General features: G+C 49.3%; 6 protein-coding genes. 2 read left to right on the top strand and 4 right to left on the bottom strand.

The genetic code is table 11. The features are described from left to right. Positions 1–205 precede the first annotated feature (205 nt). Together KWJ01_RS06845 and KWJ01_RS06840 are read left to right on the top strand one after the other, a co-directional pair. The gene (locus KWJ01_RS06845) at positions 206–6556 is read left to right on the top strand and encodes a HAMP domain-containing protein (RefSeq protein ID WP_224995683.1); all 6351 of its coding nucleotides are present in this window, start codon (positions 206–208) and stop codon (positions 6554–6556) included. A gap of 12 nt (positions 6557–6568) precedes the next feature. Continuing rightward, positions 6569–7804, top strand: a complete 1236-nt coding sequence (locus tag KWJ01_RS06840) for an ATP-binding protein (RefSeq protein ID WP_224995682.1) — start codon at positions 6569–6571, stop codon at positions 7802–7804. A gap of 122 nt (positions 7805–7926) precedes the next feature. Here KWJ01_RS06840 and surE read toward each other — a convergent pair whose 3' ends face one another. The 4 genes from surE to dnaG all read right to left on the bottom strand — a co-directional run bounded on the left by surE (position 7927) and on the right by dnaG (position 13062). Continuing rightward, positions 7927–8700, bottom strand: a complete 774-nt coding sequence (gene surE, locus KWJ01_RS06835; protein ID WP_224995681.1) for a 5'/3'-nucleotidase SurE — start codon at positions 8698–8700, stop codon at positions 7927–7929. 248 nt (positions 8701–8948) lie between these two features. Continuing rightward, positions 8949–9605, bottom strand: coding sequence for a hypothetical protein (locus tag KWJ01_RS06830; RefSeq protein WP_224995680.1), 657 nt, complete (start codon positions 9603–9605; stop codon positions 8949–8951). Positions 9606–9627: 22 nt separating this feature from the next. Further along, on the bottom strand, positions 9628–10848 hold the full coding sequence (locus KWJ01_RS06825; RefSeq protein WP_304502766.1) for a bifunctional 3,4-dihydroxy-2-butanone-4-phosphate synthase/GTP cyclohydrolase II: 1221 nt from the start codon (positions 10846–10848) through the stop codon (positions 9628–9630). Positions 10849–11148: 300 nt separating this feature from the next. Beyond that, positions 11149–13062 carry a DNA primase gene (gene dnaG, locus KWJ01_RS06820; RefSeq protein WP_224995679.1) on the bottom strand — a complete coding sequence of 638 codons (1914 nt, stop codon included), beginning with the start codon at positions 13060–13062 and terminating at the stop codon, positions 11149–11151. Positions 13063–13282: the final 220 nt, after the last annotated feature.

Genomic DNA, 13282 nt, shown 5'->3' with positions numbered 1-13282 from the left:
TACCAGATTATTGCCTCAAAACAACGCATTACGGTAACACATGTTTGTGAAAAAAAACGCTACTGCTTATATTGCTTCTGCCCGGCATCAGGCGCACTGGCTACTTTTTATAAATGTAAATGCTGTTTTTTTTGAAGTGTTTTACCTGTTGCAGTACCATTCACTTTTTGATTATCCACGCTATCCTATACAGTAAACCTGCCCCATGAAATTTGAATCTGCAAAATCAGAAATTCAGGACAGTGTAATAAGCGATTCTCAGCTTTACAACACATTATTAAAAGTCCGCAATGGCGATTTCTCTGTGCGTTTTCCTTCGGACCAGGTAGGCCTGCCTGGTAAGTTCTGGGATACCCTTAACGAGATTATAGAACTTAACGAAATGCTGGTGAATGAAATTACCGACACCGGCAAAGTAATTGGTAAGGAAGGCAGGATATCTAAAAGAATGGAGCTGCAGGGGGCTAAGGGCTCCTGGAATACCTGTGTAAAATCGGTAAACGAAATGATTACCGACCTTACCCAGCCTACTGTGCAGATAGCAGAGGTGATTTCTGCTATAGGTAAGGGTAATCTATCGCGCGAAATGCCGCTGCAGGTAGATGGCCATAAGCTGAAAGGTGAGTTTTTACGCATTGCCAAAGAGGTGAATGACATGGTGAAACAGCTCAACCTCTTTACCATGGAAGTAACCCGTGTGGCACTGGAGGTAGGCAAGGAGGGTAAACTTGGCGGGCAGGCAAAAGTAAAAGGAGTAGGCGGTACCTGGAAAGACCTTACCGATTCGGTAAACCAGATGGCCTCCAACCTCACCAACCAGGTGCGGAGTATTGCCGATGTAACCACAGCGGTAGCGAAAGGCGACCTTTCCAAGAAAATTACGGTAGACGTGAAAGGAGAGATCCTGGAGCTGAAAAACACCATCAATACCATGGTGGACCAGCTCAACTCCTTTGGTAGTGAAGTAACCCGCGTGGCACGTGAGGTAGGTACGGAGGGTAAGCTGGGCGGACAGGCCAATGTACCCGGCGTTGACGGTACCTGGAAAGACTTAACAGACTCGGTAAACCAGATGGCCTCCAACCTTACCGGCCAGATGCGTAACATTGCCGAGGTAACCACCGCGGTAGCACAGGGTGACCTGAGTAAAAAGATTACGGTAGAAGCCCAGGGCGAGATCCGCGAGCTGAAGGAAACCATCAACACCATGGTGGACCAGCTGAATGCCTTCGGTAGTGAGGTAACCCGTGTGGCCCTTGAGGTAGGTTCTGAAGGTAAACTCGGAGGCCAGGCCAACGTGCCGGGCGTAGGTGGTACCTGGAAAGACCTTACCGATTCTGTGAACCAGATGGCCTCCAACCTTACCGGCCAGGTGCGGAATATAGCCGAAGTAACCACGGCTGTGGCACGAGGCGACCTTTCCAAGAAAATTACAGTAGATGTAAAAGGCGAGCTCCGGGAGCTGAAGATTACCATCAATACCATGGTGGACCAGCTCAATGCCTTCGGTAGCGAGGTAACCAGGGTGGCCCGGGAGGTAGGTACCGAAGGTAAGCTGGGTGGACAGGCAAACGTACCCGGCGTAGGCGGTACCTGGAAAGACCTTACAGATTCAGTAAATAAAATGGCCTCGAACTTAACAGGCCAGATGCGTAACATCGCTAACGTAACCACAGCGGTAGCGAAAGGCGACCTCTCCAAGAAGATTACGGTTGAAGCCCAGGGTGAGATCCGTGAACTGAAAGATACCATCAACACCATGGTGGACCAGCTCAACGCTTTCGGTGGCGAGGTAACCAGGGTAGCGCGCGAGGTAGGAACTGAAGGAAAGCTGGGTGTGCAGGCCCACGTACCAGGGGTAGGCGGTACCTGGAAAGACTTAACAGACTCGGTAAACCAGATGGCAAGTAACCTGACCGAGCAGATGCGTAACATTGCCGAGGTAACCACGGCGGTGGCGCAGGGCGACCTCTCCAAGAAAATTACCGTAGAGGTGCAGGGCGAGATTATGGAGCTGAAGGAAACCATCAACACCATGGTGGACCAGCTGAATGCCTTTGGTAGCGAGGTTACCCGTGTGGCCCGGGAGGTAGGTTCCGAAGGTAAGCTGGGTGGCCAGGCGAACGTGCCCGGTGTAGATGGTTCCTGGAAAGACCTTACCGACTCGGTGAATAAAATGGCTAACAACCTTACCGGACAGGTACGGAATATTGCCGAGGTAACAACAGCGGTGGCCCAGGGAGACTTAAGTAAAAAGATTACGGTAGAAGCCCAGGGCGAGATCCGCGAGCTGAAGGAAACCATCAACACCATGGTGGACCAGCTCAATGCCTTCGCATCAGAAGTAACCAGGGTGGCACTAGAGGTAGGTTCTGAAGGTAAGCTGGGCGGCCAGGCCAACGTGCCGGGCGTTGGTGGTACCTGGAAAGACCTTACCTATTCAGTAAACAAAATGGCCTCGAACTTAACAGGCCAGGTGCGTAACATTGCCGAGGTAACCACGGCGGTAGCAAACGGTGACCTTTCCCGCAAAATTACGGTAGATGTTAAAGGCGAGCTGCAGGAGCTGAAGATCACCATCAACACCATGGTGGACCAGCTGCGCTCCTTTGCATCGGAAGTAACCCGTGTGGCACGCGAGGTAGGTACAGAAGGTAAGCTGGGTGGCCAGGCCAACGTACCGGGTGTAGGCGGTACCTGGAAAGACTTAACAGACTCGGTAAACCAGATGGCCTCCAACCTTACCGGCCAGGTGCGGGATATTGCCGAGGTAGCGGTAGCGGTGGCAAATGGGGACATGAGCCGGAAGATCACCACCGACGTACGCGGAGAAATGCTTCAGCTGAAAGAAACGCTGAATACCATGGTGGACCAGCTGCGGGCCTTTGCCTCAGAGGTAACCAGGGTAGCAAGGGAAGTAGGTACCGATGGTAAGCTGGGCGGACAGGCCTTTGTGCCAGGTGTGGCTGGTATATGGAAAGACCTGACAGACTCCGTAAACCAGATGACGGGTAACCTTACCTCGCAGGTACGTAACATTGCCGAGGTAACAAAAGCGGTGGCGAGTGGTGACCTTTCCAAAACTGTGACCATCGACGTGAAAGGGGAGATCCTCGACCTGAAAAACACCATCAATACCATGGTGGAGCAGCTTAACTCCTTTGCTTACGAGGTAACCAGGGTGGCACGCGAGGTAGGTACCGAGGGTATTCTGGGTGGCCAGGCACAGGTAAAAGGTGTGGCCGGTACCTGGAAGGACCTAACCGACTCGGTAAACCAGATGGCGAACAACCTTACCGATCAGGTACGAGGTATTGCACGCATTGTAACTGCAGTTGCCAATGGAGACCTTAAACGAAAACTAACACTCGATGCCAAAGGCGAAATTGCTTCGCTGGCCGATACCATAAACGAGCTAACCGATACCCTTGCCACCTTTGCCGACCAGGTTACTACTGTGGCGCGCGAGGTAGGTGCCGAAGGTAAACTGGGTGGACAGGCCTCTGTGCCGGGTGCCCTGGGTATCTGGAAAAACCTGACTGATAACGTAAACCAGCTGGCAGATAACCTCACCACACAGGTACGTTCCATTGCTGATGTGGCCTCTGCCGTGGCAAAAGGTGACCTTACCCGAACCATTAATGTGGAGGCAAAAGGTGAGCTGGAAGCGCTGAAGGATACCATCAACCAGATGACCTACATCCTTCGGGAAACCACCCTCCGTAACCAGGAGCAGGACTGGCTGAAATCGAACCTTGCCAAATTCAACCAGATGCTGCAGGGCCAGAAAGACCTCTCGGCCCTCTCGCAGGTAATCCTGTCCGAGCTGGCCAGGGTAGTATCTGCCCAGCATGGTGTGTTCTATATCCTGGAAAATGCTAATGAAATGCATAAGCCAAGGCTCAAGCTCATCAGTGGTTATGGTGTACGCAGCAGCAGTTCTATCGAATACTGCAACCTGGGCGAAAGCCTGGTAGGGCAGTGTGCGGCCGAGCGCGAGCGCATCCTGCTTACCAATGTGCCTGTTGATTATATCAAAATCAACTCTGGTCTGGGTGAGGCCAACCCGCTAAGTGTTATTGTGCTGCCCATCCTGTTCGAAGACCAGGTTAAAGGCGTGCTGGAGCTGGCATCCTTCCAGACCTTCAGCCAAACGCACTTGTACTTCCTGGAGCAGCTTACCGAATCTATTGGTATTGTACTGAACAACATTACCTCCAATACCCGTACAGAAATACTGCTGGAGCAGTCGCAGACCCTGGCGGCCGAGCTAAAAATTCAGCAGGAAGAGCTTCGCAGAACCAACGAAGAGCTGGAGGAAAAAGCTCACCTGCTAGCCAAGCAGAAGGAGGAGCTGGAGCAGAAGAACAACGAGGTGGAGATTGCCCGTAAGTCGCTCGAGGAGCAGGCAGCCCAGCTCATGATCACCTCCAAGTACAAATCTGAATTCCTGGCCAATATGTCGCACGAGCTGCGAACACCGCTTAACAGCTTGCTCATTCTTTCGCAGCAGCTCTCCGAGAACGTAGATGGCAACCTTTCCGACAAGCAGGTACAGTATTCCAAAACCATCAACTCCTGTGGTAACGACCTGGTAAACCTTATTAACGACATCCTGGATCTTTCCAAAATCGAGTCCGGGGTGGTTACGGTTGATAACGCACCGGTTAGCTTTACTGAAATAGTAGATTTCGTGGAGCTTACCTTCCGGCACATGGCCGATTATAAGAAGATCAGGTTTAACATCAAGCAGGACCTGAACCTGCCGGAATATATTGAAACAGACTCCCAGCGTCTGAAACAGATTCTGAAAAACCTGCTCTCCAATTCCTTTAAGTTTACGGAGAAGGGCAGTGTTTCTTTAAGTGTATTTGTGGCAGAGAAGAACAAGCGATTCAACAGTCCTGTACTGAACAAGGCTTCTATGGTCATTGGCTTTGAAATCAAGGATACCGGCATTGGGATTTCCAAAGAAAAGCAGATGATCATTTTTGAGGCCTTTCAGCAGGCCGAAGGATCTACAAGCCGTAAGTTTGGAGGCACAGGTCTGGGACTTTCCATTAGCAAAGGTTTAACTACGCTGCTGGGCGGTACCATGGAGCTGGATAGCGACCTGGGTGAGGGCAGTACCTTTACCCTGTACCTGCCGCTCAATTACGATGCTATTGATACCGTGCACGAAGAGGTAACTGCTGAGCCTAACAAAGCTGCAGTCAATATGCTGGAAAAGAGCTACCCGCAGGAAAAGCTTCCTGTGCAGGAGAAAACTGCACTGAAAGAGCTAGAAATGCACCCCCTCCAGGCCATTAGCAAAGTGGAAATTGCAAAACCCTATGAGTGGGAAGACGACAGGGCCATTATCAAAACCAGGGATAAGGTAATTCTGGTTGTGATGGAAAATGCCCCACTGGTGGAGCTGGTGCGGGAAAAAGCCAAAGCGAATGGCTATAAATTTATCATCACTAATAAAGGAGGGCTGGTCTTTGAAATGATTAACCAGTATAAGCCGGTAGCCATTATACTGGATATTAACCTTGCCGACATTGATGGCTGGAAGGTGCTGGACCGTCTGAAAAATGACCTTATCACCCGCAGTATACCTGTGAGTGTTACTTCTGTAAATGCCAACGACAGATCACTGGCCTACAAACTTGGTGCTTATAATGTGGTGGGCAAAGGCATAACGGCATCGGGTGTTAATGCGCTGATGGAGAAGATCAACGACTTTAACCGCAAAAAGGTGCGTGAGGTACTGGTGATAGAAGATGTGCATGATGAGTATACCAGGATTGCAGATATTCTGGAGGGCGATGACCTGCAGATCACCCAGGCTGCCACCGGCGATGAGGCCATCAGGCTGATCAAGCAAAAAAGTTTTGATGCCATTGTGCTTGATTTACTGCTGCCAGATACCACAGGACTCGAGCTGGTGGGCAGGCTGGAAACAGAAGTAAAACTTGTAGATACGCCGCTGATTGTATATTCTGCAAAAGATTTATCAAAAGAGGAAATTGCCAAGTTCAAGCAGGTATCCAGGGGAACCATCCTGAAAACGGCAACCTCCATTGGCAAGCTGCTTGACCTGGTAAGCTTTTTCCTGCACCGCAACTTTATGACCATCCCTGTTGAAAAGCAGAAGATCATTAAAGATGCGCACCCTTCTTCAAGCATCATGAAGGGCAAAAAAGCACTGATTGTAGATGATGATGTACGTAATATCTTTGCCCTGGTAAGTGCGCTGGAAGAATATGGCCTGGAAATGATTACTGCCGACAGTGGTCGTAAAGCCATTGATATTCTGCAGCAGCCCAACGATGTTGATATTGTGCTGATGGACATCATGATGCCGGAAATGGATGGTTTTGAAACCATACAGATTATCCGGAATGATATAAAGAATACATCGATACCGATCATCGCTGTTACGGCCAAGGCAATGAAGGGCGATCGGGAGAAATGTCTGGAAGCGGGTGCTTCTGATTATATTACCAAACCATTGGACATGACACAGCTGGTTTCGCTGATGCGCATCTGGCTGCATGAATGTGCTTACTAATTTTAACCTTTAGTGACCCCACTGATGGAAAATGCTTCCGATATAAAAATTCTGCTGGTTGACGACCGGGATGAAAACCTGCTGGCGCTGGAGACTATTCTCATCAATGAGAGCTACCAGATTGTAAAGGCCAATTCCGGTCGGCAGGCCCTGCAGTGCCTGCTGGATGATCATGATTTTTACCTCATCATTATGGATGTGGTAATGCCCGGCATGGATGGCTTTGAAACAGCAGAGCTCATCTATGGCAGGGAAAAGCTCAAAAACATCCCCATCATCTTTTTAACGGCTATGGATATTGAAGAAAATATCTATAAGGGCTATAAATCGGGTGCCGTTGATTACATCAGGAAACCGGTGGTGCCTGAGCTGTTAAGGGCAAAAGTTGGAGCGTTTATAGACCTTAGCCTTAAGAACAAGCGCCTGATTGCCCAGGAAGAAACCCTGCGTGCCATTAACCAGGAGCTTGAGCGGGAGGTAATGGAACGGAAGCTATCAGAGAAAAAGGTAAAAGCCCTCAACAAGGACCTGCAGGATAAACTGGCCGAACTGCAGTCACTGGATGCCTTTGCTTATTCGGTATCGCACGACCTGATGTCGCCCCTGAACAACATCAATGGCTTAACGAACCTGCTCATCAGGCAGCATGGCCAAAATCTGAATGAAAGCGGGCAGAAGATGCTCCACATGGTGCTGGAGAGTACTCAGAAAATGTCGAAGCTGGTGAAAAACCTGCTGCTGTTTTCACGCCAGGCCAATGCAGAGCTGAAGAAAGCAGAGCTGGACATGAATGCCATGGTGCAGGCGGTGCTGCAGGAGATCTCTGCTTACAAACCGCTGGAAAAGTTTCAGATAGTTGTACAGGATCTGCCAAAGGCTAATTGTGATGAGAACATGATCCGGCAGGTGTGGATCAATTTTATCTCCAATGCCATTAAATATTCACAAAAGAGTGCATCGCCCAGAATAGATGTTGGCGCACTGCGCAACAACGGCTCTGCCATTTATTATGTAAAAGACAACGGCGCCGGTTTCGATATGAAAGATTACGATAAACTGTTTGGTGCCTTTCAGCGACTGCATACCGAGAAAGAATTTGAGGGCACCGGCATTGGCCTAAATATTGTTAAGCGTATTGTGGAACGGCATGGCGGCAAAGTATGGGCAGAATCCAGCCAGGGCATGGGCGCCACCTTTTTCTTTACCCTCGATAAAACCTATCCCGAAACGGTGCTGAAAGTGGTATAGCATTGCAAAACAGTATGTTATGTAATGCATAGTATTGAATATTAAAGCTACAGCCTGTGAGTAGTAATGAGAAAATTCCTCTGCTGTCTACAGGCTGTAACTTTTTCAAAATTGTCGTAAGCTCATAAATTCCAGCCTTCGTTTATCTCGCTGATGGCGTGGTGGGCAGTCATATCGAATTGAACGGGCACCAGGGAGGCCCAGTTATTGGCAATGGCCCACTCATCATTATCTTCGCCCTTATCAAAATTCACAAAGTTGCCCGCCAGCCAGAAGTATCGCCTGCCGTTGGGGTCGAAGCGTTCATCGAATTGCTCCTGCCACTTTGCTCGGGCCTGCCGGCACACTTTAACACCTTTGATAGGCTCGTTTTGCTTGGCTGGCAGGTTTACATTCAGGGCTACTCCTTTGGGAATACCATGCTCAAGGGCTTGCTTAGCCACCTTCAACACAATTTCATGGGTGTGGCTGAAATCTGCTTCGGGATCATAATCACAAAGCGAAAAGCCTATGGCCGGCATGCCTTCTATGGCTGCCTCTATGGCTGCCGACATAGTACCACTATACAGCACGCTGATAGAAGTGTTGCTGCCATGGTTAATGCCACTCACCACCAGGTCAGGCCATTTATCTTTCAGTACATGGTACTTGGCAATTTTAATGCAGTCTGCAGGAGTGCCCGAGCATTTATAGGCATCTACGCCTTCAAACACATCGGTTTTGTAAAGTCTTAAGGTATTGCCAATGGTAATGGCATGGCCCATGCCCGATTGGGGTCCGTCAGGGGCAACTACTACCACATCGCCCAGCTCTTTCATAAGCATTACCAGGTTACGGATACCAGGCGCTGTAATGCCATCGTCGTTAGATATAAGTATTAGCGGTCTTTTTTCCATTTATGTTTCTTTTGCAAAGGCCCAAATATCGGCCTGGCAAAGGAGCATTACAAGAGGCTGGTAGGAGTAAAAGCTGGCAGAGGCAGAAAAGGCCTCTTAACTGAAAAATAATTGGAGCAACCCTACTGGTGAAGGTAAATCTGCAGTGGAACGATACCGAATATCAGAACCACATGCAGAAATAATATTAATTAATGATAAGTGCACACAGGTGCATTGCTCATAGAACTGATTAAAAGCCTGGGCGATTATTCGGGCTGCAGCGATTGTTCTTTGGAGCTAGCAGGTAATGCGTTGTAGTAAGCAGTGATTCTCACCAGGTCGCGCATCTGGTCGTAGCGCAGGTGATGCTGTTTCATATAATTACGCACCTCTCTGTGCTTGGCACTCATAAAGGAGAGCAGTCGGCCCAGCCGTGGTCTGTAGAGGTGTACAATGCCGTCATCACCCAGGAAGTAATATTCGTAGTATGGATCGTTTTTCTTTTTACCCGAAGCTTCATCTTCCCTGGTGGGATTGGTAACGATATGCTCCATATAGGGGCGGCATAGCAGGGTAAGCTTTCCTTCATAAAGTACCTCAAAAAGGCGGGAGGTAAAGAAAGAGTTTCTCTGCTCGTAGGGCAGGGCGTAGAAGCGCCTTTTGCTACGCCGCGGATGCTCCTGGAATTCGAAGGCTAAAACTTTTTTTCCGCTGTAAGTATGTACCCTCTCGTCGGGCAGCTTTATCTGTACGGCGTCGTTTTCAATGTCATAGCGTATATCACCTTTCAGGGTGTCGCCAGAGATTCCTACAAGCTGCCCCGGATACCAGGTGCGGGACCATTGTTGTGCAGATACGCTAAAAGAGTAAGTAGTAAGAAAAAGTATAGTTAAAAAAGTGCTTGTTTTTAAAAAATTGTTCATGGAACGTTCTTGAATATCAGGTTTATTTTTCCTTCAAAATCGTGTGTCCCATTTTATCACGTTTGGTGCGCAGGTAATGCTCATTATGTTCATTAGGCGCAATTTCAATGGGTACACTATCTACTATTTCCAGTCCGTAACCTATCAATCCAGCTCGTTTCTTCGGGTTATTGGAGATCAGCCTTATTTTGCCGATACCAAGTTCCCTTAAGATTTGTGCGCCCACGCCGTAGTCGCGGTGATCCATCTGAAAACCAAGCTGTAGGTTGGCCTGTACCGTGTCGTAACCTTCCTCCTGTAGTTTATATGCTTTAAGTTTGTTGAGTAATCCAATTCCGCGTCCTTCCTGGTTCATGTACAGCACTACGCCCTTACCTGCCTTATCCACCATTTGCATGGCTGCATGTAACTGCGGTCCACAATCGCAACGGCAAGATCCGAAGATATCGCCCGTTACGCACGAACTATGCACCCGCACCAGCACTGGTTCCTCTGCGTTCCATTCTCCCTTAATCAGGGCCAGATGCATTTCGTTTGTGTTTGTCTGGCGAAAGGCTACCATCCTGAAATCGCCCCAGTTGGTGGGCATGTTCACTTCTATTTCACGGCTTACCAGGCTTTCGTTTTTAAGCCTGTAAGCAATCAGATCTTTGATAGATACCAGCTTTAAGCCAAAGTGGTCTGCAACCTTGCGCAGGTCCAGCAAACGGGCCATGCTGCCATCTTCGTTCATGATCTCCACCAGCACACCTGCAGGCTTAAAACCAGCCAGACGCGCCAGGTCAATGGCTGCTTCGGTATGGCCTGCCCTGCGAAGTACACCACCCCGCTTCGCTTTCAGGGGAAAAATATGACCTGGTTTTCCCAGTTCTTCGGGTTTGGTCTCCGGATTAACCAGGGCCCGAATTGTTTTTGCCCTGTCACTGGCCGAAATTCCCGTACTTGTACCGTGGCCGATCAGGTCTACCGATACTGTAAAAGGAGTTTCGAAGGTGGCTGTATTCTTACCAACCATCAGCTCAAGGCCCAGTTCTTCGCATCGGTCTTCGATGAGCGATGCACAGATCAGGCCCCGGCCATGCTTTGCCATGAAATTAATGATCTCCGGCGTCACACACTCCGCCGCGCAGATAAAATCCCCTTCATTTTCGCGATCTTCATCGTCTACCACTATGATAACTTCACCTTTGCGAATAGCTTCAATGGCTTCTTCTATGGTGTCTAGCAGTCGTTCCTCGTTCATGGGCGGCATTGTTCTTAGTTGATTGAAAAGCAAAGGTGCCCCTATTGCTAAATAAGGCACAAAGGTAGCAGTAAATACCTAATCTAAGAACAAGAACATAAATTATCGTGTTGCCGTTCGCTAACGTCCCTGCCGGGGACATACCCTGCACATTTTATAATGGTGCTCCTCTGAAGCATGGTGGTAGATTGATTTTGCCTCAACATCCCTTAGCATGTAAACTACAGCCGGATGTACAATTTGGTACGGTTTTAATCTGCAGAGGTTGAAGCTTTTAAATTTTTTTTTCAACAAATGCTTCTATCCTGCAATAACATTCCCTAAAAGGCCAGCAAGCTCCATTTCAGCTTTTTTCAATTCCTGGTGCACCAGCAGTATCTGGTCTACTTCTTCGGGGGTACCGGCCGTATGCAGCTGTTGCTGATTTTCGCGGATAAGGGTGCGCACCAGCCGGAATTTAAGCCGCAGTATATTTTGCAGGGCTGCCTTCTCCAGGTGGTCGGTTTCCTGGGTGGTGTAAATGTTGTGGCGCTCCTGCCAGGCTTCGCTGAGTTCATAGCGGCTGATGCTAAGATCGGCAACCACCTCTTTTACAGCCGTGCTGCCGTGCTGCAGCAGGTACTGCTCATTAATTACCTGGCCCGACTCCAGCTGCCGCCGGTAGAGGTCCAGTATTTCGCGGTACACGGGCGTCTGGAAGTCAATTTCAGCCACCTCCTGCAGCAGGTACCGGTGCAGTGGCAGATTTTCACCAACCTGGTGAAAACCATAGCGCAATAGGAGGCGCACACTTTCTTTCTCCTGCAACGAGAGGCTTTCTTCGCTGGTGGTGGCTTTTTGCGGTTCTGCCGGGGCTGCCTGGGGCAGGGGAGGCGCATAGTCCGGGGCTTCGGGAGCATCCTGTCCTTTCTTGCGGCGCAGCAGCTTTTGCAGCTCTGCCATCAGCACGGCCTCATCAATATTCAGCAAGTTGCTGCACTCCCGCAGGTAAACCGATTGTGCCACCGGGTCGGAGAGCAGGGCAATGCTGCCCATGATGTCGCGGGCTACTTCGGTACGTCGCAGGGGGTCGGTACCAGCCTCTTTGAGTAGTAATTTAGTTTTGAAGACCACAAAATCGGTGGCCTCTTCTTTCAGGTAACTGGCAAAAGCTGTTGCGCCTACCTTACGGCTGTAGCTGTCGGGATCTTCACCTTCAGGAAAAACCACTACTTTGGCCAAAAGCCCTCCCTCCAGGATCATATCGATACCGCGCAGAGAGGCTTTCATACCGGCAGGGTCGCCATCATAAAGTACGGTAATGTGCTTGCTGTAACGACTGATGAGGCGTATCTGCTCTGTGGTTAGAGAGGTGCCGCTGGAGGCAACTACGTTTTCAATGCCACAGAGGTGGAGCGAAATAACATCGGTGTAGCCCTCTACCAGGTAGCAGTTGTCGTGCTGGCGTATTAATTTTTTAGCCAGGTGCATGCCGTACAGCACATTGCTCTTGTGGTAAACGGGTGTTTCCGGGGAGTTAATGTACTTGGGCTGCTTTTTATCTGTTATGAGTTGCCGGGCACCAAAGGCAATGGGTTTACCGGAGGGGTGGTGGATGGGAAAGATCACCCTGCCCCTGAAGCGGTCGTAAGTTTTGTCATCCTTGCGGATAATGAGCCCTGCCTTCTCCAGCAAATCTGTGCTGTAGCCTTTATTTGTGGCAGCCTTCAGCAGGCCATCCCAGGCATCAATGCTGTAGCCCAGTTCAAATTTCTTGATAATAGCATCGGGAAAGCCCCTTTCCTTCAGGTAGCTGTAACCAATGCTTTTGCCTTCGGGGTGCTCCTTTAACAGTTGCTGAAAGTAGTCGGCTGCAAACTTTAATATAATGTAGAGGCTCTCTTTTTCCTGGTGCTCCTGCAGTTCTTCCGGCTCAGGCTCTTCTTCAGGCAATTCTATACCATACTTCTGGGCCAGCTGCTTTACGGCATCTGTAAAGCTGAGGCTGTCTACCTCCATTACAAAGTTGATGGCATCGCCGGCTTTGCCACAGCCGAAGCACTTATAAATACCTTTATCGGGCGCAACAGAAAAGGAAGGCGACTTTTCATCATGAAATGGACAGCAGGCCCATAAGTTCCGGCCTTTCCGCTTCAGCGTAACATAATCTCCAACCACTTCTTCAATATCGAGCCGCTGCTGTAACTCTGCTATTATATCCTGCCCAATGCGCATATCCGGGTAAATGTATTAGGTACAAGGTACAAAGATATTGATATACTTGGCGTGGGCGCAAAGGAGAAATTAGTTGCCTGATAATGTGATCTTGCCGGAATCGGGGAAAATTTTGCCGGCAGATGAACCAGAAGTACAAAATATTGCTTGTTTAACCGGAAAGGCAATATTTCTTTTGTACCTGCGCTATCTAAGCATACAGTCTTGTGAGGTATTATAA

The organism is Cesiribacter sp. SM1 (assembly GCF_020178975.1).
Lineage (GTDB): Bacteria > Bacteroidota > Bacteroidia > Cytophagales > Cyclobacteriaceae > Cesiribacter.
Note: the sequence above shows the minus strand (reverse complement) of the source record. Positions and strands in the feature narration are given on the sequence as shown.